Origin of the sequence: Flavobacterium jumunjinense (assembly GCF_021650975.2) — a bacterium.
In the GTDB taxonomy this organism is placed as follows: Bacteria; Bacteroidota; Bacteroidia; order Flavobacteriales; family Flavobacteriaceae; genus Flavobacterium; species Flavobacterium jumunjinense.
In genome coordinates, this window is record NZ_CP091285.1 from 3301650 (window position 1) to 3323845 (window position 22196).

At 30.2% G+C, this 22196-nt stretch carries 17 protein-coding genes; 6 read left to right on the top strand and 11 right to left on the bottom strand.

Annotated features, from left to right (window positions below):
- Positions 1 to 14 precede the first annotated feature (14 nt).
- The 5 genes from L2Z92_RS14925 to uvrB all read right to left on the bottom strand — a co-directional run bounded on the left by L2Z92_RS14925 (position 15) and on the right by uvrB (position 4400).
- Complete coding sequence (locus L2Z92_RS14925; RefSeq protein ID WP_236455065.1) at positions 15 to 593, bottom strand: hypothetical protein; 579 nt, start codon at positions 591 to 593, stop codon at positions 15 to 17.
- A 102-nt stretch (positions 594 to 695) separates the two neighbouring features.
- The gene (locus tag L2Z92_RS14930; RefSeq protein ID WP_236455067.1) at positions 696 to 1262 is read right to left on the bottom strand and encodes a cysteine hydrolase family protein; all 567 of its coding nucleotides are present in this window, start codon (positions 1260 to 1262) and stop codon (positions 696 to 698) included.
- A 91-nt stretch (positions 1263 to 1353) separates the two neighbouring features.
- Positions 1354 to 1875, bottom strand: coding sequence for a hypothetical protein (locus tag L2Z92_RS14935; RefSeq protein WP_236455068.1), 522 nt, complete (start codon positions 1873 to 1875; stop codon positions 1354 to 1356).
- 63 nt (positions 1876 to 1938) lie between these two features.
- The gene (locus L2Z92_RS14940; RefSeq protein WP_236455070.1) at positions 1939 to 2400 is read right to left on the bottom strand and encodes a DMP19 family protein; all 462 of its coding nucleotides are present in this window, start codon (positions 2398 to 2400) and stop codon (positions 1939 to 1941) included.
- A gap of 11 nt (positions 2401 to 2411) precedes the next feature.
- The gene (uvrB, locus tag L2Z92_RS14945; RefSeq protein ID WP_236455072.1) at positions 2412 to 4400 is read right to left on the bottom strand and encodes an excinuclease ABC subunit UvrB; all 1989 of its coding nucleotides are present in this window, start codon (positions 4398 to 4400) and stop codon (positions 2412 to 2414) included.
- Positions 4401 to 4525: 125 nt separating this feature from the next.
- Here uvrB and L2Z92_RS14950 point away from each other — a divergent pair, with 125 nt between their 5' ends.
- Complete coding sequence (locus L2Z92_RS14950) at positions 4526 to 5704, top strand: M28 family peptidase (RefSeq protein WP_236455074.1); 1179 nt, start codon at positions 4526 to 4528, stop codon at positions 5702 to 5704.
- Between the two features lie 381 nt (positions 5705 to 6085).
- Here the strand turns inward: L2Z92_RS14950 and L2Z92_RS14955 are convergent, their stop codons facing one another.
- The 4 genes from L2Z92_RS14955 to L2Z92_RS14970 all read right to left on the bottom strand — a co-directional run bounded on the left by L2Z92_RS14955 (position 6086) and on the right by L2Z92_RS14970 (position 11262).
- Complete coding sequence (locus tag L2Z92_RS14955) at positions 6086 to 6748, bottom strand: thiamine diphosphokinase (protein ID WP_236455076.1); 663 nt, start codon at positions 6746 to 6748, stop codon at positions 6086 to 6088.
- 105 nt (positions 6749 to 6853) lie between these two features.
- Positions 6854 to 7675 carry a DUF4249 domain-containing protein gene (locus tag L2Z92_RS14960; RefSeq protein WP_236455078.1) on the bottom strand — a complete coding sequence of 274 codons (822 nt, stop codon included), beginning with the start codon at positions 7673 to 7675 and terminating at the stop codon, positions 6854 to 6856.
- A gap of 4 nt (positions 7676 to 7679) precedes the next feature.
- Positions 7680 to 10055 (bottom strand): TonB-dependent receptor, encoded by a 2376-nt coding sequence (locus L2Z92_RS14965; RefSeq protein ID WP_236455080.1) that lies wholly within the window; start codon positions 10053 to 10055, stop codon positions 7680 to 7682.
- 85 nt (positions 10056 to 10140) lie between these two features.
- On the bottom strand, positions 10141 to 11262 hold the full coding sequence (locus L2Z92_RS14970; protein WP_236455082.1) for a helix-turn-helix domain-containing protein: 1122 nt from the start codon (positions 11260 to 11262) through the stop codon (positions 10141 to 10143).
- 274 nt (positions 11263 to 11536) lie between these two features.
- Between L2Z92_RS14970 and L2Z92_RS14975 the strand changes: the two genes are divergently transcribed.
- Positions 11537 to 12220: a hypothetical protein gene (locus L2Z92_RS14975; protein WP_236455084.1), complete on the top strand. Its 684-nt coding sequence runs from the start codon at positions 11537 to 11539 to the stop codon at positions 12218 to 12220.
- Between the two features lie 123 nt (positions 12221 to 12343).
- Here L2Z92_RS14975 and L2Z92_RS14980 read toward each other — a convergent pair whose 3' ends face one another.
- Positions 12344 to 14566, bottom strand: a complete 2223-nt coding sequence (locus L2Z92_RS14980; protein ID WP_236455086.1) for an NADP-dependent isocitrate dehydrogenase — start codon at positions 14564 to 14566, stop codon at positions 12344 to 12346.
- Between the two features lie 288 nt (positions 14567 to 14854).
- On the opposite strand from L2Z92_RS14980, the gene L2Z92_RS14985 reads away from it, so the two are divergent.
- From L2Z92_RS14985 to L2Z92_RS15000, 4 genes are all read left to right on the top strand, one after another.
- A complete protein-coding gene (locus tag L2Z92_RS14985; protein ID WP_236455088.1) occupies positions 14855 to 16237 on the top strand; it encodes a hypothetical protein in 1383 nt (460 codons plus the stop codon).
- Between the two features lie 49 nt (positions 16238 to 16286).
- The gene (locus tag L2Z92_RS14990) at positions 16287 to 17573 is read left to right on the top strand and encodes an anthranilate synthase component I family protein (RefSeq protein ID WP_236455090.1); all 1287 of its coding nucleotides are present in this window, start codon (positions 16287 to 16289) and stop codon (positions 17571 to 17573) included.
- 100 nt (positions 17574 to 17673) lie between these two features.
- On the top strand, positions 17674 to 18984 hold the full coding sequence (gene tilS / locus L2Z92_RS14995; protein ID WP_236455092.1) for a tRNA lysidine(34) synthetase TilS: 1311 nt from the start codon (positions 17674 to 17676) through the stop codon (positions 18982 to 18984).
- Positions 18984 to 21080, top strand: coding sequence for a protein-disulfide reductase DsbD family protein (locus L2Z92_RS15000; protein WP_236455094.1), 2097 nt, complete (start codon positions 18984 to 18986; stop codon positions 21078 to 21080). Before tilS ends, L2Z92_RS15000 begins: the two co-directional genes overlap by 1 nt.
- 41 nt (positions 21081 to 21121) lie before the next feature.
- On the opposite strand, the gene L2Z92_RS15005 is transcribed toward L2Z92_RS15000, so the two are convergent.
- Positions 21122 to 22195: an alanine/ornithine racemase family PLP-dependent enzyme gene (locus tag L2Z92_RS15005; protein ID WP_236455096.1), complete on the bottom strand. Its 1074-nt coding sequence runs from the start codon at positions 22193 to 22195 to the stop codon at positions 21122 to 21124.
- Position 22196: the final 1 nt, after the last annotated feature.

Consider the following 22196-nt stretch of genomic DNA (forward strand, 5'->3'; position numbering starts at 1 on the left):
TTTTTTGCATTAATTTAATCAATCCTAGCTGATGTACATGTTGTCCACGGATATGCACATTGATCATCATCATGTAACCAACCTTCAATTACTTTATTATTCAATTTGAACCGTACTTTTGCCCAAAGATCTTTTATTTCAATCAATCCCGTTTTTAAATACACTGGAGATCTATAAACGAGATTAGATTGTATTGAAGGCTCAGAATAAAATTTAATTCCTTTAGAACCTTCAATTGCTATCTCTGAAATTTCTATTCTTAGATTGTCTTTTTTGATCCAACACCCTTTGTATTTATTGATGTCTTTATTTACTTCATGTGAAGAGCAGTCTGGCACAATCATTAAATTTTCTATTTCAAACCATCCATTTTTAGATTTTAATAATGTTAGTTTATACCAACAAAAAATTTCATCACTATTTGATAATTGTGCTACTATCTTTCCATCAATTTTATCATAAATACTTAATAGTTCTGTAGTTTCTTGTTCATAGAAACATTCTACAAAATCTCTGTAAAATATGCTTGCTTCTTTTTTTTGAGAAAATGTTGTTGAAGTTATAATGAATATAATGAAGATTAGTTTATTCATTGCTATAATTTTTTTGAAACGAAATATAAAACTATTAGCTCAATTAAAAGTGAAATACTATTATTTGGATAGTTCTTTAAATCTATTTTCATTACTACTTTTTTATACCTCTTGCATTAGCTTTTCGAAATCCCAAACTGTTGCAAATTCCTCATTTAAGTTAGCAAGAGTTGTTAAATGGATTAATTCTGAGTCATATTTTTCTCCATTAATTCCAACTCTGTCAAAAGTTGCTGTAGCGTCAGAAATTAAATAAGTTTCATAGCCAAAATTACCAGCCATACGAGTAGAAGTAGAGACACAATGATTCGTTGTTATACCAACAATTACTAAAGAAGTACAATTTAATTGGTCTAATTGCTCTTTCAAATCGGTTCCTATAAAAGCACTATTTACATTTTTTGTAATAATTGGTTCGTTTTCAAGCGGTAATACATGTTCATTAAATTGAAAACCAGGATTGGTTTTATAGAGCTTAGAATTTAGATTGGTAGAACTATGCCTGATGTGAAATATTGGTAAATTGAGTGTTCTCCATTGCTTTAATATTGATCCACAAACAATTTCTGCATTTTTATTATTTCTATTTCCGCCCCAATATTCTTCTTCTAAAAAGGCTTTTTGTACATCAATTAAAAGTAAGGCAGTATTTTTCTCTCTTAGTTTCATTTTAGAATAGGTCTTAAATTCAAATATAAAGAAAATCGTTTAAGTTATTACTATTAATTGTTTTTTAGAATTGAGAGCTTTAAATAATTAGTTAGTTGTTAATTTTCATTTTTCTTAAGATTAAAACATCATCTTTTGAATGCTCTAATTTTTTTGACCTATCACCACAATATATGTAAGGGAAAGAATGGTTAAAATGATCAATTTCAAATTTTTTCATTTTTCTTGAATATATTAAATAGCTTTGATTTAATTCTAATATTGGACATAATCCACTAAAATTTCTTGAATAGATTTTAATTTTAGTTTTAAAGTTTCCTTTAAACTTTTCTTTAACTTCTAAAATAAACCAATAATTGTATTCTGATTCAAAATCTATTGGACCATTACTATTATAGTCCGTTGCGTTTAACTTTTCAGTTCGAATAACCTCAATTACTTTTCCAATGAAAACATATTCAGATTGTTCAATACTGTCTTCAATGTTTGGAATTGAAGTATCATATGTTAGGCATAAAGATGTATTATCTGTTTTTCTGTTTCCTTGGGAAAAGAGAATTAATGAACTAAATAAAATAAATATGAATTTTATAAGTTTAAAATTTAATACCATATTGATGTAAAATATTTTTTTGAAATAATACTATTTCTGTAATAAAACAAAATCCAACAACAATTAATTAAATGCTGTTGGATTGTTTCGTATATAAGCAACAATTAAAGCAACAATGTCTTCTTCTTGCTCATCGTTAAAGAAAAGTTCATCTAAATCTTCCCAACCAGAAATCGCTTTTTCGTCTAGTTTATTAATAGCATTTTGTCTTTTTACAGTATCTTCTGAATAATTATTTACGCCAAATAATCCAATCGCTTTTGCAATAATATTTGCAGTTTTTGGTGCGGCTATATCTTTATAAGCGTTTACTATTTCTCTAGCAAAGCTTCCTGTTTCTCCATTAAAGAAATAGTGAAATCCACCTTCATTCATAGCACCTTCAAAAATATCGATAAGGACAAATGTAGTTTCGGCAGGAGTAAGATTATCGCTTTCTTGTTTTTTGTTCCAAACGTTAGTTCCAATAGCTTCAATAATTTCGATTTCGTCAGTAAGTTGAAGTATTTCATTAGTATTTTTCATTTCTTCTATTTTTATATCTTTTCTTGTAATGCTTTAATTTCGTCTCTAAGTCTTGCTGCCTGCATGAAATCGAGTTCTTTGGCTGCTTTTTCCATGGCTTTGCGTTTTTCGCGTATTTTTTTCTCTATTTCGGGTTTACTTAAGTATTCACTTTCTGGCTCTGCTGCTTTGTATTCTAAATTGTCATAGTATTGTGTTGAAACCGAATTGTTACTAAGCGCATTTCCTAGACTTTTGTTTAAAGCCTTAGGTTCTAGTCCGTGTTTGGTATTGTATGCCGTTTGTTTCTCACGTCGATAAGTAGTTTCGTCGATGGTTTTTTGCATACTTTTTGTTATTTTATCGGCATACATAATGGCTTTTCCATTTACGTTTCGGGCAGCACGTCCTACAGTTTGTGTTAAGGAGCGATGACTACGTAAAAAACCTTCTTTGTCGGCATCGAGAATGGCTACAAGAGAAACTTCTGGTAAATCCAAGCCTTCACGAAGTAGATTAACACCAATTAGTACATCAAAGAGTCCTTTTCGAAGATCTTGCATAATTTGTACTCGTTCTAACGTGTCCACATCAGAATGAATATAACGACAACGAATGGCTACTTTAGTAAGGTACTTTGTTAGTTCTTCTGCCATTCTTTTTGTAAGTGTAGTAATTAGCACGCGTTCATCAACTTCACAACGCAATTGTATTTCTTCAATTAAATCGTCTATTTGATTTTCGCTTGGGCGTATTTCTATAATAGGATCGAGTAGTCCTGTAGGTCGAATAATTTGTTCTACATAAATTCCTTCACATTTTTCTAGTTCATAATCGGCTGGTGTTGCAGAAACATAAACAACCTGATTTTGCAAGGCTTCAAACTCTTCAAACTTTAAAGGTCTATTGTCCATTGCAGCAGGTAATCGGAAACCATATTCTACTAGGTTTTCTTTTCTACTTCGATCTCCTCCATACATGGCATGTACTTGTGAAATGGTAACGTGACTTTCATCGACAACCATTAAAAAATCATCTGGAAAGTAATCGAGTAAACAGAATGGTCTTGTACCTGCTTCTCTACCGTCCAAATAGCGAGAATAGTTTTCTATCCCTGAACAATACCCAAGTTCGCGTATCATTTCTAAATCGAAATTGGTACGTTCTTCCAATCGTTTAGCTTCTAAGTGTTTTCCAATCTCTCTAAAATATTCAACTTGTTTCACCATGTCTTGTTGAATAGCCCAAATTGCTTGTTGTAATACATCTGGAGACGTTACAAACATGTTTGCAGGATAGACGTTTAGTTTTTCGTATTTTTCTATCACTTGAGCCGTTCTTGGATCGAAAGCTTCTATTTCTTCTATTTCGTCTCCAAAAAAATGTACTCTAAAAGGATCGTCTGCATAACTTGGGAAAATTTCAACCGTATCACCTTTAATTCTAAAGGTTCCTGGTGTAAATTCTGCTTCGGTTCTAGCATAGAGACTTTGTACTAATTTGTGGAGTAGTTTGGTTCTAGATATGACTTGATCTCGTTCGATGGAAATAACATTTTTCTGAAACTCTACGGGATTTCCTATACCATAGAGGCAAGAAACAGAGGAAATAACAACAATATCTCTTCGTCCTGAAAGTAGGGCAGAAGTAGTACTTAATCGAAGTTTTTCAAGTTCTTCATTAATGGAAAGGTCTTTTTCTATATAAGTTCCTGTAACAGGAATAAAGGCTTCGGGCTGATAATAATCGTAATAAGAAACAAAATATTGTACAGAATTATTAGGGAAAAATTGTTTGAATTCGGAATATAACTGTGCAGCTAATGTTTTATTATGTGCTAATATTAAAGTAGGTTTTTGTACTTCTTGTATCATATTAGCAACAGTAAATGTTTTTCCTGAACCAGTTACTCCTAATAATGTTTGGTATTTTTCTCCATCAACAATTCCTTTTGCTAATTTTTCAATGGCTTGCGGCTGATCTCCTGTTGGAACGTATTCGGATACTACTTGGAACTTCATTTAAAATGGGTACTTTTTTTATATCTGTAAAGTTACAAAGTTAATTTAAGATTTTTTCATTGCAGAATAAATTATATATTTGTTATTACTGTTTTAGCCCTAACACTTTACAAATCAAATAACAAATGAAAAACAAATTACACTTAACTACGCTATTACTATTATTTATAAACGGTTTGTCTGGACAGAGTTTTATTCAGGCTTATGCAGATATTGCAAACCAAGTTTCTCAATCGAATGTTACTAATAATTTAACAGAATTTGAAGCTTTAGGCGTGAAAAGAAGAGGAACACAACCTTTGGAAGATACCTATACTTGGTTGCGAAATAAATACCTTGGTTTTGGTTATACTGCAGCTCAATTGCAAGAAGATACTTTTACAAACGGAAGTTTTACGTGTAAAAATTTAATTGTTACGAAAGTAGGGACACTTTACCCAGATACTTTTGTTATTATTTGTGGACATTATGATTCTTTAAATGGTACAGGTACAAATGATAACGGTAGTGGTGTAAATACGATTCTTGAAGTTGCGCGCTTATTACAAAATGTATCAACAGAATATTCTATTAAATTCATTAATTTTAGTGGTGAAGAAGATGGACTTGTTGGAAGTAATCATTATGTGAATACTGTGGTGAATGGAACGGTTCCTAAAATGGATATAAAATTAGTTTTTAATATTGATCAAGTGGGAGGTGTTGCTGGAATGACAAACAACACAATTACTTGCGAACGCGATACGGGTACACCAACAACTAATAATGCAGCTTCTAACACAATTACAAATGAATTAATTACTTGTGTTGGGCTTTATTCTCCTTTAAATACCAATCTTTCCTATGCGTATTCTTCAGATTATATGCCATTTGAAAATAATGATGAAGTGATTACAGGTTTTTATGAAACGAATGAAACCACGCACGGTCATTCGGCTACTGATTTGTTAGTGAATATGGATCCTGTTTATAACTATAATGTTGCAAAAGCAGCTACAGGCGCAATGTTGCATTTTGCAGTTGCTCCGACTACTTTAAATGATGAAAGCTTTACTACCTTCAATGAAATTAGTTTTTTTCCAAATCCTGTTAAAGATTATTTAACAATTAACTTAGGAACAAACCCGGAAGCTAATTATTTGTTGAAATTAAACGATATTCAAGGAAAAGAGGTCTATTCGAATACTTTTTTAGGAACACAACAGTTAGTATCTCTTAACTTAGATACTTTATCAAAAGGCATGTATGTTGCTACTTTAAGTTCGGATAAAACTATTGTGAGAAAGAAAATTATTATGGAATAGTTTGGAATGATTAAATCAACTATATTAAAAAACACCTCTTTTAAATTGCTTTAAAGAGGTGTTTTTTGTTTTTAGGTACTTGAAAATGGTTGTCTAATACTTGGGTGCTTTTGTACTGCGGTTTTTTTAGTAGAAGGTTGCTTTATTGAAAAGCAAAAAGGCCATTTTACAAAAGTAAAACGACCTTTTTTACATAACAGGCTTAACAATCTTAATGATTTTAAAGTAGTCATTAACTACTCATAACAGTAAAATAATAATAATAACATTTCTGATACAAACTTAGACTATACTTGTTGTAGTTAATGATAGTTTATTATCTAAAAATGATAGTTTGTTAACTACTTTAATGGAGTAGAGATATGGATTAATGTTAGTGGCTTAATCCCAACATTCCATTAATAGTAAATCTCCTTTTAGATGTTCTATCATTACAATTCCGTCTTCTGCTACATGATTACTACTTCCCGTTCTGTAACCAATTGTTAAAGTGTCGTTTTCTAAAGGATAATATAGGTTTTTGGAATAGATACCAGAAACTTCTCCAATTGGTATAATGGATAAAGGTGTTTCTTTTGGATACCATTTTTCAAACTTAGTTGGTAGAAGAAAAATTTTAGAATGATCGTCTAGAATTACAATTTTTAATTGATTTCTATATTGTACAATATTGGTAATATTGGTAATTGTATGATCGGCTCTTTTTCCTGTTGCCCAGACAATATTAACAGCAGGTATTCCTCTTTTAATGAGGTATTCAAATGCTTTTTCGAGATCGGTTTTGTCTTGATCTGGTGTGTGAACAATTTCTATAGGGTATTGACTGTTTTTATAATATTCAGCATCAAAACCTCTGTCGAAATCACCTAAAAGGACATCAATTTTTATTCCTAATTCTAAAACACGTTCTATTGCTGAATCTAAAACAATTACTAACGGAGACCATTCTAATAGTTGCCCTAATAGTTCTTCATTACAAGCTAATCCGTTTGCAATAATTAAAGCAGGTTCTTGGTCGTCTCGAACAATATGGTGTGAAGACATAATTGATAATCTAATTAGGTTTTAGTACTACGAATGTATTGTTTTTAAATAAAAATAGCAATTTCAAGATTGAAATTGCTATTAATTTTTTAGCGTTTACTTTATTTATTGTACTACATAGCTTTCTGTATCAATTTCACCTAAACTAAAATATCCAAAAGGGAAATTATTAGTATTGGTTTGGTTGATAATGTTTCCTCTAAGTGTAGCAGGTGGAGATGAGAAAGGGTTTCCTCCGTCAGAACCAGCAATATTTAATAATTTTTCCATGTAGTTAAAATATCTCACAGAAATGCCTTGAACAGATAAATCTAAAACGTCATTTGCAACAATTTCATCATCAATATAAATTCCGAACATTTGATTTCCTTGAAAAAACTCATCATCTGCTGTTCCATATTCAGGAAAAGCATTGTTACTGTTTTTTACACCTAATAAATAGTAGTTGTCTTGTAGTCCGTTATCTTGATAGAAAAATTTAATCTCAATTGCATCATCAAATCCTGAAATTACAGATTGTTCCACATAGTCTATTTCTGGAGTTGGATATAACGTATCGGTTGCAGTATAGGTTTCACCATTGTAAATAACGGTTAACGTATAGGTACCATTAATAACTGGATTAAAATTAGTACAGATATAGTTACCTGTTCCAACGTCTTCAATAAAGTCGTAGGTGGTTGTTCCGTCAAATATGGTTACTGTTGCTCCATTTGCATTTGGTATTGTTGCGTCATAAAAATTTGTAGTCGTCGTTAAACGAATAGTTTGTTCGTTACCGCTAGTTCCTTTTTGCCATTTGATTGATGCATCTATTACTAATTTAGGTGTGTCTGTATCTAAATCAATATCTACTACATCTTCACATGAATACATTGTTATTAATGTGACAACTGCGATTGTTATTCTAATTATAATTTTGATCATTGTTTTAAAATTTAAAATTATAGGTTACACTTGGAACTATTCCAAAGATTGATAAGCGAACTGCTTCGTTTTTTCCAGATTCTGCATTTTGCCTGAAACTTATTGACGCAGCGTTTTTACGGCTATATACATTATAAATACCAAAAACCCACTCTCCTTTAATTCTCTTGTCTTTACTATTTCTAGGAGTTAGAGTAGCAGAAATATCCAAACGATGATAAGCGGGTAAATTATTACCATTTCTTTCTCCATAGCTTGGAATTGAAAGTCCTTGATATTCATATTGTCCGTTAGGATAGGTTACAGGTTGTCCTGTTTGTAGTGAAAAAATACTACCAAAACTCCATTTATCATTCAATTCATAAATACCTGTAACTGATAAATTATGTGTTTTGTCCCAACCCGTTTTGTACCAATTTCCGTTATTAATACCAATTTCGGTAGCTGTTCTTCCTGCTGTTTTTTGTTCTGATCGCGATAAAGTATAAGAAATCCAACCGTTCAATTTTCCTTCGTTTTTTCGAGCTAAAATTTCAAGTCCATAGGCTCTAGATTTTCCTCCTAAAACAACTTGTTCAATAGCGTTATTTGCAATTAAATCGGCTCCATCAATATAGTCTAAACGGTTTTGTACATCTTTATAAAAAGACTCTATTTCGAATGAATATCTTCCGTTTTTGATATTTTTTTGGTAACCAATTGCGTATTGATCTAATATTTGAGGTTTCAAGAAATCATCACTTGGTGCCCAAACATCTAATGGAGTAGGAGATTGTGTATTAGATATAAGGTGTAGATATTGAGACATTCTATTGTAACTCGCTTTTACTGATTGATTCTCATCAATAATATAGGCAATAGACAAACGAGGTTCTAAGTTATCAAAACTTGCAATCGTTTCGTTTTTGCCATATTTTTTTGTTCCAATTGGTGTCGCTTTTTCATAGATTTTTAAATCTTCATCATAGGAAACCGCTTGGTTGTTTTCGTAAACATTAATTTCTTGTGCTCCTAAACGATAAAACATACTGTAGCGCAAACCGTAGTTGATAGAGAATTTATCGGATAGTTTTTGTTCTGCATCAATATAGATTGCTGGTTCAAAAGCATATTTTTTATCTAATTGTTTCGGATTAATTTGAGAATCTGGTCCGTTTGGTTTAATTTTTCCAGGGTTGAAATCGTAATAAACTGTATTTATACCATAGGTAAGTTTTGTTTTTTCTGATAAATAATGTTTAAAGTCATATTTCAAATTGTAGTTTTTTATACCACTATCCCAATTGAAACCAATGAAATCAAGTTCTAAACCATAATAATAATCACTATATATTAAAGATAAGTTAGAGAAAAGTTTGTCACTAAATAAGTGATTCCATCTCATGTTTAACACAGAATTACCATAGGTGTTAATAAAACTTTTGCTTAAACTGAAAACATCTCTACCAAAATAACCCGAAACATAAAGATTATTATTGTCGTTAAGTTTATAACTTAATTTAGTGTTTAAATCATAGAAATAAGCTGAATTTTCATTACCAGAAAGCTTTAAGAAAAGATGCGCATATGAACTTCTTCCAGCAACAAGAAATGAACCTTTGTCTTTTACAATTGGACCTTCGGCTAATAATCGACTAGAAATAAGTCCGATTCCTCCATTTAAATGGAACTTATTGCTATTTCCGTCTTTTTGATAAATGTCTAAAACGGAAGCTACTCTTCCTCCAAAACGAGCAGGAACACCACCTTTATATAATTTTAAATCTTTAATTGCATCGGCATTAAAAACAGAGAAAAATCCAAATAGGTGAGAAGAGTTGTAAATTGTTGCTTCATCTAATAGAATTAAATTTTGATCGGCTGCTCCTCCACGAACATTAAAACCAGATTGTCCTTCTCCAGCATTGGTTACACCAGGTAATGTTAATATCGATTTTAGAATATCTGCTTCCCCTAGAACGGCTGGCATTTTTTTAATAGTGCTTACCGAAATTTTGTTAACACTCATTTCTGGTTTCTGAATGTTTGGCTTGTATTGATTTTCGGTAACGATAATTTCATTCAATTGAACGTTACTTTCTTTTATACTTATGTTTTTTCGGGTATTTTCTTGAAGATTAATTTGTTCAACAACATCTTCAAAACCGATATAAGTATACCGAATTGTATAATTACCTTTTGGAAGCGTTATGGAAAAATAACCATATTCGTTTGTTGTTGTTCCTGTTTTTAACTCTTCAATTATTACTGTTACACCTATTAATGTTTCATTTGTGCTTTCATCTGAAATTGTACCACTAAGAGTAACTTTTTCTTGAGAAAAGCTGACGAGTGAAAATAATAAGAGTACTAAGGATAAAATTTTCGTTTTATTGTACATGAGTTTTACTTTGAATTTAATTCTATTGTTTTTTATGTTTATTTCCTACAAAAATCGATTAAAATACACTGTTTACTGTTCAAACTTATAAATCGGAACTCATTTTCTTGAATTCTGATGGGGTTTTATTGGTTATTTTTTTAAATGTTGTGTTAAATGTTGTTTTGGAATTAAAACCAACTTCAAAACCAATTCCTAGTAAACTAAGATGATTATTGTTTTGAATTAATTTTTTAGCTTCTTCAATTCTATACCTATTAATGAATTGATAAAAATTTTCATTAAAACCAGTATTAATAACATAGGAAAGTATATGTGTTGAAGTATTTATTTCTTGTGCTAATTTTTCTAAATTTAATTCGCAGTCTAAAAAAGGCTTTTTCCGATTCATGATTATTAATAACCTACTTTTAAAATCATTTAGGACATCATCTTCAATAAGTTTTTTCTTTTTTTCTGTAGGTGTATTTATCTCAACAATTAAATCATTGATATTTTCAATGGAGTTAAATGGATAAACTTCTTTTTGTTTAGACCAGTTATAGGTGATGAAAAATATACCAGAAAGATAAACTGCATCTACAGCAGGAGAAAGAGTATAATTGGATGTGTCTAAAATAATTTCAACCATCCAAAAGAATATCATGATTAATAAGCAAACACATAAATATTGCAGCCATTTTAAATCTATTTTTTCGGTATTAGAAGAAAAAAAGCGAATATTCTTTTTATGTTTAAGTAACTTTATATAGGAAAGTATAGGATATAATAGAAGTTGAGTAATTAATGAAGTAACTAAGGTAAATTGAATACCATTTGCAATAATAGACTCAACATCATTCGGTTCTTTATTATCATCGATAGCAAATAGAAATATTACTAATAAAGCTATTGAAAGCGGTAAAAAGAAATGCAGATAATTCCTTTTTCTCCATTTAGTATCTGGATTGGTAAAGTAAACAATGCTTAAATAGAATAATGGGCTAATCGAAAAACATGACAAAACTGAAATTATACTTAATAAAAGGCTATTTTCAGACATGTTGCAATCGTCTAGAAGCGTTTCGAAAGCAATAAAAAAAATACAAATAATAAAACTAGCAAACCATTTATTTGCTTTTATATTAATTTTTTGAGTGTTTGTGATAATTAAAAAAGCAAGTAAAAAAGTGCTACCTGCAAAAAGTGAATGCAGAACATTAATCATGTTTTATTAGAAATTAAAAAAGTTAAAGTCATGATTTGTAATTAATTATTTTTTCGGTAATAGTGATATCTATGTTTTTCTCTCTAAAAAATATAAATTTAATAGTATATAAACTCAAATAATGAAAACAAATTGTATAATTTTGTTAACGGTATAATTATTGCAATACAAATATTGATAATTTTTTTACAATTTCAGAATTGAAAGTGTTAATGTATGGTTAATTGTTGCGGTTATTTATATACTTAATTTTAGGTTTGTTGATATGATTTTTATGAAAAAATATAGATTAATTATAGTAATTCTTTTTCTTGGTTTCAATTTGTTTGCGCAAGTTGACACTAAAAAAAAGAAATTGACAATTCAGTTAAGTAATCCATTTGAAAAAGAGACTACTTCAACACCTCCTTCAGAATTTTCTTCTTCTTTACCTTCCTTAGAATATAAAAGCACTTTAAATGAAAATAAAAATTATTTAAAGAAATATTCTACGCTAAACAAGAAAACAAATTCTAAAAGTATACTAGATGAAAGTAATGATTTTGTTAATCTAGGAGATGAGATAAAAGATAAATTAAATAAAGAATTGGCAGAAGAAGGAAATTGGGAAGATGTTTTTTTTGGAAAGTATAGGGTTACAACTCCGATCATTAAAATTATGACACGTGATTTTGCAGAACCAGATGGAGATAGAGTACAAATACTTTTAAACAATCTTATTTTAGTTCAAAGTATTCTTTTGGATGTTGGTTATAAAACTAATTATATCGATTTAAGGGAAGGCGATAATTTGTTAGATATATTAGCTTTAAATCAAGGTTTGGCGGGGCCTAATACTGCTACTTTTACTATTTATGATGGTAATGGTAATTTACTAACTACGGATAATTGGAATTTAAAAAAAGGTGTGTCAGCTAAATTTATTATTGAATATGTTAAAGAAATAGATAGTAAGTAATAAATAATATTATAGATTTTACACTAAATATATATAATAAAAAATGCCCCAAATAGTGTCTAACTTTTTGGGGCATGTTCAATTTTGGTCGCTTTTTTTATTGTAATATATTTAATTTGAAGCTTAGTTCAATTTATCTAAAATAGTATTTAAAGTTATACTTGGACGCATTGCTTTCTCTGTAGCTTCAAAATTTGGATGATAATAACCACCAATTGCTTGTGGTTTTCCTTGTGCAGCGATTAATTCTTCATTAATTTTGGCTTCATTAGTATTCAAGTCAGTCGCAATTGGAGCAAATTTAGCTTTCAATTCTGCATCTTTATCTTGGTTTGCTAATGCATTTGCCCAATATAACGCTAAATAGAAATGAGATCCTCTATTGTCTAAACTTCCAAGTTTTCTAGCAGGAGATTTGTCGTTTTGTAAAAACAATTCAGTTGCTTCATCTAAAGTTTCAGATAAAACTAACGCTTTAGGATTATTGAATACATTACCTAAGTGTTCATAAGAAACACCTAAAGCTAAAAATTCACCTAAAGAATCCCAACGTAAATAGCCTTCTTCAATAAATTGCTCAATATGTTTTGGAGCAGAACCACCAGCACCTGTTTCAAATAATCCACCACCATTCATTAATGGAACAATAGATAACATTTTTGCAGATGTACCTACTTCTAAAATAGGGAATAAATCAGTTAAATAGTCACGTAATACATTTCCTGTAACAGAAACAGTATCTAAGCCTTTAACAATTCTTTCTAAAGATAATTTAGTAGCATCTACTGGATTCATGATACGTATGTCTAAACCATTAGTATCATGATCTTTTAAATATAAGTTTACTTTTTCTATAATTTGTCTGTCATGTGCTCTTTTCTCATCTAACCAGAAAACAGTTGGTACGCCAGTAGCTCTTGCTCTGTTTACCGCTAATTTTACCCAGTCTTGAATTGGAGCGTCTTTTACTTGACACATTCTAAAAACGTCACCAGTTTCAACAGCTTGTTCCATTAATATCGTTCCGTTTGCATCTTTCACAGTAACAGTACCGTTTGCAGTCAATTGGAACGTTTTGTCATGAGAACCATATTCTTCTGCTTTTTGCGCCATTAAACCTACATTAGGAACACTTCCCATTGTTTTAGGGTCTAAAGCACCATTTTCTTTACAGAAGTCAATTGTTGCTTGGTAAATACCAGCATAACATCTGTCTGGAATAATTGCTTTTGTATCTTGAGATTTACCTTCTGCATTCCACATTTTTCCAGAATTACGAATCATTGCAGGCATAGAAGCATCAATAATTACATCAGAAGGAACGTGTAGGTTTGTAATTCCTTTATCAGAATTAACCATTGCTAAAGCAGGTCCGTTTTCAATTGCAGCTGTTAAAGCAGCTTCAACTTCTGCTTGTTTTGCATTACCTTGAATTTTTGCATAAACATCTCCTAAACCATTACGAGTGTCTACTCCGATTTCTTCAAATAAAGAGGCATATTTTTCAAACACATCTTTAAAATATACTTCCACAAAAGCACCAAATAGAAGAGGGTCTGAAATTTTCATCATTGTTGCTTTCAAATGTACCGAAAACAATACACCTTTTGCTTTTGCATCAGCAACTTGCTCAGTAATGAAAGATTTAAGCTTTGCCATGTTCATTACAGAACTATCAATTATTTCACCTGCTTTTAAAGGAGCATTTTCTTTCAAAACTTTAGTAGTTCCATTTGCATCTGTAAAAACAATAGAAAAAGATCCAGCTTCTTTTACAATAACCGATTTTTCAGTACCATAAAAATCACCTTCATTCATATGAGATACATGTGATTTTGAATCTGATGACCAAGCTCCCATTGAGTGCGGATGTGCCTTTGCATAGTTTTTAACAGCTTTAGGAGCTCTTCTGTCTGAATTCCCTTCACGAAGAACTGGATTAACAGCAGAACCTAAAACTTTAGCATATTTTGTTTTTATTGTTTTTTCTTCATCAGATTGTGCATCTTCTGGAAAGTCTGGAATTGCATAACCTTGTGATTGTAATTCTGTAATTGCTTCTTTTAATTGAGGAACAGAAGCAGAAATATTTGGTAACTTTATAATGTTAGCTTCTGGAGTTGTTGCTAATTGACCTAATTCAATTAATGCATCTCCAATTTTTTGATCTTCTTTTAAAAATTCAGGAAAATTTGCCAAAATTCTACCTGCTAATGAAATATCTCTTGTTTCAATTGCAATATTTGCAGGTTTTGAGAAAGCTTTTACTATTGGTAAGAACGAATGTGTTGCCAACATTGGTGCTTCATCAGTAATAGTATAAATAATCTTTGGTTGATTTGACATGTATAAATGTATTATAGTTTATTAAAAATTTTTAAGCCTCGCAAATATAGTAAATTATGATGTTTTTTAATGTGTTTTTGTTTTCTAAATTACTGTTTTAGCAATTTGATAATATAATTATATTTTTTTATTACAATTCTGAAATCAAAATAATAATCGTAGTATTTTTTAGCTTTTTTAAGCATGTGTTTTTTTTATAGTAGCATAAATAAAAATAATATAACCTATTCTGTATCATGTGAATAATTGTATTACTTTTGCACCGCTTTTAACCCCTTTTTTACAAAAATGAAAAAAATATTGCTATTAACCATTGCATTTTGTTTTCCTTTTTATTTGTTTTCTCAAGTTGGTATTGGAACTACATCTCCAAGTCCTTCTTCTGCTTTAGAAATAAAAAGCACAAATGCGGGATTGCTTATCCCAAGAATTAGTCTTTCATCTACTACAGATCATACTACTATTACTAGCCCTGAAACGAGTTTGTTAATTTACAACAAGTCTAATGTTTCTGATGTTACTCCTGGATTTTATTACTGGGATTCCACTTGGAAAAGATTGGATAACCCTAGTTCTGGTATAGTAGGATCTTCTGGTGGTTGGAATTTAAATGGAAATTCATTGACAACAGGAAATGAGTATTTTGGTACATCAAATTATAACCCACTAAATTTCAGGGTTAATAATAAAAATTTTGGAAGATTTCATCCAAATGGTGGTTTAGCATTAGGCTCTAATGCTGTAGCAAATGATAATAGTGCTATTGCTATTGGAACAAACGCTAGTGCAACTACATCAAATGAAGCTATCGCAATAGGTTCGTCTTCATCTGCAAGTGCATATCAATCTATTGCTTTTGGAGTTAGTTCATCTGCTTCAGGAAACGAAACTATTGCATTAGGAAAGAGATCTTTGGCCTCGGGTTATAGATCAACTGCTATTGGAGTAGGAAGTAACTCTTCAAATAATAACTCTACTGCAGTTGGTAATTCATCTGTAGCATCAGGTGAACAAGCAACTGCAGTAGGTACAGAAGCAACTGCAAGTGGTCAAAATGCTACAGCAATTGGATATCAAGCAAAAGCGAATCAAGCTAATTCTATTGTATTAGGAAATTCTACGAATAATAACAATAAAGTTGGAATAGGTACAAATACACCAGATGAACGTCTGCATGTTAATGGTTCTGTTAAAATTGTAGATGGAAATCAAGGAGCGGGAAAAGTCCTTGTCTCTGATGCAAATGGAAAAGCTACTTGGACAGATATTAATGATACGAAGACTTATGGTGAAATTTTTAGAAAATCAAATTTGGTGTTATCTTCTGGAGCTATTAACTTAGGTACAAATGGAGTTGGAAGTGGTGTAACGCAGAACGGTACCAATATTCAGGTGCAAACAACTGGTTTATATAGAATTTCTTATACTGTTTCATTACGAAAAAATTCTGGGAGTTCAACTAATGTAGAGTTCTATTTAGGAATTTATGGAAGTGAGATTGCAGGTACAAGAACTTATGCGTCAGTATCTAATGGTGAAACAAGAACTGTATCTTTTGTAAAATTGGTTAATTTAAATGCCTATCAAGCAGTTTCAATCTACTCTTCTTTGTCAGATTCAAACATAAATTTATTAAGTGGATCAAACTTAATCGTTGAGTTAGTTAAGTAGATTATTTTTTTAATTGTAATTTTGGGTTTTAATATTATAATTGAAAAATTTGAGAACATCCATAATTAAACATATTTCTAATACAGAAAACTTTAAAAAACAACTTCTACATTGGTCTAACCAATTTAGAGAAGTTGTTTTTTTAGATTCTAATAATTACACTCATAAATATTCTAGCTATGATTTAGTTTTCGCAGTAGATGCCTTTACATCTATTAAAACGGATTATCATAATGCATTTGAAGATTTATATCAATACCAATCGCATAGTAAAGATTGGCTTTTTGGTTATCTTTCCTACGATTTAAAAAATGATACAGAAGTACTTCATTCTAAAAATTTAGATAACTTAGAATTTCCTGATGTGTATTTTTTTCAACCAAAGAAATTGTTTTTTCTAAAAGGGAATGCTTTAGAAATTCAATATTTAAATATGTGCGATGATGAAGTTGATGATGACTTTAATGCGATTATTAATTTTCAGTCTGAATTTACAAATTATGAATCTTCCATCGCTATTCAACAAAGAATTGATAAAGAAAACTACCTATCTAAAGTGGGTAAAATGTTAGAATATATTCATCGAGGTGATATTTATGAAGCTAATTTTTGCATGGAGTTTTTTGCAGAAAATACCACAATAGATCCTGCATTTGTTTATCAAAAACTAAATGAAATTTCGGAACCTCCTTTTGCTGTTTTCTTTAAAAATAAGGACAACTTTTTAATGTCCTCATCACCAGAAAGATATTTGAAAAAGGAAGGTGACAAAGTAATATCACAGCCAATAAAAGGAACAGCAAGAAGAAGTTTTGATATTGAACAAGATAATTTTTTAAAAGAAGATCTAGGAAAAAACACAAAAGAACGTTCGGAAAACATAATGATTGTTGACTTAGTTCGTAATGATTTGTCTCATACAGCTAAAAAAGGAACAGTAAAAGTTGAAGAATTGTGTGAAGTTTTTACTTTTAAACAAGTCCATCAAATGATTTCTACAGTTGTTTCGGAAGTAGAAAATACAATCTCTCCAATAGAAATAATAAAATCTACTTTTCCAATGGGAAGTATGACTGGAGCTCCAAAAATTTCAGCAATGAAAATTATTGAAGAATTAGAAGAAACGAAACGTGGATTGTATAGTGGAGCAGTGGGCTATTTTTCTCCTACAGGTGATTTCGATTTTAATGTTGTTATTAGAAGTATACTTTATAATGCGAAAAATAATTATCTTTCTTTTTCTGTTGGCAGTGCTATAACTGCACAATCTAATCCTGAAAATGAATATGAAGAATGTTTGCTTAAAGCGAAAGCAATGTTTGAAGTCTTGAGTTGAGTTTTTCAATTAGAGTAAAAAAGAGAAAAGAATTCAATTAAACAGGAGTTTTTCAGGTAATTATTAACGAACTTCAAATACAAAATCAATACGTAATCTAATGTTAAATAAATTCAAACAACATTTAAAAAATGATTTTTCTTTTTTAAAGAATAAATCTATTTTTTTGGCAGTAAGCGGAGGATTGGACAGTATGGTAATGTTGCATCTTTTTCAACAATTAGAATATGATATTGCTATTTTACATTGTAATTTTCAGTTGAGAGGGAAAGAGAGTGATGGAGATACTGATTTTGTAATAGACTATGCAGAACAATTTAATATCGCTTGGGTAATAGGTCATTTTGATACTAAAGCGTTTGCTAAAGACAATAAATTATCTACTCAAGTTGCAGCACGAGAGTTACGATATGATTGGTTTTTAGAACAATTAGAAGAAAAAGAGTTCGATTTTGTTGCGACAGCACACCACGCAGATGATGATTTAGAAACGTTTATAATCAATTTAAGTCGTGGAACAGGGATTGAAGGTTTAGTTGGAATTCCAGAAACGAATGAAGCTATAATTCGTCCACTTTTGCCATTTTCTAGAATTGAAATTGAGGACTATGCAAAACAAAATAATCTAAAATGGCGAGAAGACTCTAGTAATGCTTCAGATAATTATTTAAGAAATAAAATCAGACATCATGTTGTTCCTCAATTAAAAGAACTAAGTCCTACTTTTTTACAGAGTTTTATAAAAACACAAGACTATTTAAGTCAAGCAAACTCCATGATGGAAGATGCAGCTATGATTGCTTATATGAATATTGCAACCCATAATGGAGATGAAATTCATTTTGATATTGAGGCAATGAAAAATATACCTAGGCTTGAAGGTTATTTGCATTTTTGGTTTAAAAAATACGGATTCACAGCTTGGAAAGATATTTTAGAACTATTAGATGCACAAACAGGAAAAAAAGTTAATTCTGCTTCACATTTGTTGTTAAAGAATCGTAAAGTATTAGTTTTATCAAAAATTAAAATAAAAAAAGCACTAGAGAAGGTGTATAGTATTAAGAAAGATCAAGAAAATCTTAAAATTCCCTTAAATATTACCTTTTGTAACATAGGTTACATAACTAACTCGAATAACAATATTATATTTGTTGATGCTGAAAAATTAAATTATCCATTAGAGATTAGAAAAAAACGTGAAGGCGATGTTTTTCATCCTTCGGGTATGAATGGAAAGAAGAAATTGAGTAAGTACTTTAAAGATGAAAAATATTCACTTTTAGAAAAAGAAGAACAATGGTTGCTTATATCAAACAATGAAATTGTTTGGGTTATTGGGAAAAGAGCCGATCAGCGTTTTTTAGCAAATGAAAAAACAATAAATACTCTAAAAATAGAACTTAAATAATGAAGAAATTTTTAACCTTTTTTATACTATTAGTTTCCTTTATTGGAAATTCGCAGATTTTAGATCCAGTGAAATGGACTACGAAAGTTGTTCAACTATCAAATGATGAATTTGAGCTGGTAATGAACGCTAAAATAGATAATGAATGGCACATGTATTCGCAATTCACTCCAGATGGAGGAGCATTACCAGCAGTATTTGAATATAGAAATGCAAAAGGGAATTATACTTTAGTAGGAAAAACTAAGGAAAGTACTTATAAAAAGATTTTTAATGATATTTTTGAAGTAGATGAATATTATTTTGCAAATACAGCACAATTCAAGCAAAAAATAAAAGTTACGAATACAAAACTTAAAGAAGTAAAAGTATATTTAGAATATCAAGCATGTAAAGAACAATGCATTCAGCAAGATAAGACTTTTATATTTAAACTACCTGAAATAAAAGAAGTAACAAAAGTAGAAGAAAAAACAACTGAATCTCCAGTGATTAAAGAAGAAAAAAAAACTGAAGAAGTTGCTGCTGTTATTGAAGAATTAGTAGAAAAAGACACTTCAGAAACTAAAGTCGATAAAAATAGAGAAGACGTTAAACAAGTTGATAAAGCAACAAGTGAGGTTAGCACTAAAAATGAAAATCCTGATGATGAGATTAATAATTGGACATTATTTTTATTAACTTTAATAGCTGGAATTTTTGTAACATTTACGCCATGTGTTTTTCCAATGATTCCAATGACCGTGAGTTTTTTCTTAAAACAAAGTGCTAATGGAGATAAAAAGAAAGGTAGACTTAATGCACTAATGTATGGTGTGTTTATAGTGCTAATTTATGTACTGATTTCATTGCCTTTCCATATTTTTCAAAGTTTGAGTCCAGATATTTTTTATGAAATATCAACAAACCCTTATTTAAATATTTTTTTCTTTATTGTATTTGTAGTATTTGCAATTTCATTTTTAGGTGCTTTTGAAATAACAATGCCATCAGCATTAGCAAACAAAGTTGATAATGCTTCAAATAAAGGTGGTTTTGCTGGAATTTTCTTTATGGCATTAACATTAATAATTGTTTCATTTTCTTGTACAGGCCCAGCTTTAGGAGCTGTAATTGGAGGAGTGTTGTCAACCGATGGTGGCGCAACTTTATTAACGATTGCAATGCTTGGTTTTGGTTTAGGTCTAGCATTTCCATTTATGATATTTGCATTATTTCCAAGCATGATGGGTAATTTGCCAAAATCGGGTGGTTGGTTAAACACAGTAAAAGTTGTTTTTGGTTTTATAGAATTAGCATTAGCATTTAAGTTTTTGTCAATGGCAGACTTAGTTATGGATTGGCACATTTTAGAACGTGAAGTGTTTATTGTTATTTGGATTGCTATTTTTATTGGTTTGGCGTTATATCTTTTTGGGAAAATTACCTTACCTCATGACAGTCCATTATCTCATATTTCTGTAGGTAGATTGCTTTTAGGATTAGTTTCACTTTCATTTTCAATTTATTTAATTCCAGGTCTTTGGGGGGCACCATTAAATATTATAAGTGGTTTTCCACCACCAATGACTTATAGCGAAAGTCCAAATGGAGTAGGCTTTAAAAGTACTCTTACAAATAGTACAACAACAAATGAAAGCTTACCAGAGCATGCTCATTATGGACCACACAAAATAATTGCTTTTCATGATTATGACGAAGGTTTAGCATATGCCAAGAAAGTCAATAAGCCAGTTCTAATTGATTTTACAGGAAAAACGTGTGTTAATTGTAGAAGAATGGAAGAGTTAGTTTGGGCTAAGCCTGAAATTCTTTCAATTTTAAATGAAGAAGTTGTTTTGATTTCTTTGTATGTGGATGATAGAACTGAATTACCAGAAGATAAAAAATATTCAAGTGATAATGGAAAAGAAATTAATACGTATGGTAAAAAATGGAGCGATTTAGGAATTACTAAATATAAAGCAAATATCCAACCATATTATATATTAATGAAGCATGACGAAGGGAATTTAAATAAGCCCGTAGGATATACACCAGATGTATCTGAGTACAAAGCTTGGCTTGAAGAAGGAATAGCTAATTTTAAAAAATAAGCAATAACAAAAAATCCCATTCTTACGAATGGGATTTTTTGTTATTGCACTATTTTTTCGATATAATCAGAATTTAAGAGATACAATGCACCCATATATTGTAGTTTAAAGGATACTAAATCACCTACTTTATAGTTCTTTTCAGATTTAGTAATATCAATTACCATCATGTCAGAACTAGCATCTACAATAGTAATGTTTGGATTGTCAGGTTCTAAATATTGTGGTTGCATATCTAATAATCCAATATCAAGAATAGCTCTTAATGATGTTGCTCCTAAATCAGTTTCATCTGTTATTTCATAGGTATTTCCTGCTACATTTTCACCTAATTCACCAATTGGATTATCGGGTTTTTCTGTAATTTCAATAACCTCTGCATATAATTTAAAAACATCGTTGTGCATTCCTTCTATAGTTTCTCCAGTAAATAAATCTTTTGCAAAAAATAATGCTTCACCAATTCTAAAGTGATTCACAGCCATGGGTCTTGCATTTTTAAGCATTAATGGAATAGCTACAGAAGTTCCTCCAGAAACCCAAGGTATTTTTACATTAAATTTGGCTTCAATCAATTGTTTGTATAAACTTAACTGTATTAATTTATCTTGTGTTGGCATTACACCACTTAAACAATTTAAATTTGTTCCAATTCCTCTAATCTCTATATTTGGAAAACTAAATACTTGTTCGTAGAAGTGTAATAATTCTTCTCCTAAAACTCCTTCACGTAAATCACCCATTTCTATCATTATGATGATTTTATGGACTTTATTTTGACGTTTTGCTTCTTCAGAAAGCATTTGAATCGTATAAATTTCAGTGTTGAAACTTACATCAGCATATTGCACTATTTTTTCAATATTTCTTTTAGATGGTGGTTTTATATATACCGTTTGAATGTTTGGATCTAATTTTTTTATTTTTTTTAAATTACTAATTCTAGAATCGTGTAGTTCTCGTACACCTAAATTAATTACTTCTTTAATGAAAATTGTATTACCGCAAAGTAGTTTAGTAACAACACCCCATTGAATACCTCTTTCTCTGAAAATTGTATTTAAGAAAGTATAGTTTTCTTGTAATTTTTGACGGTATAATTTTAAAAATGCCATT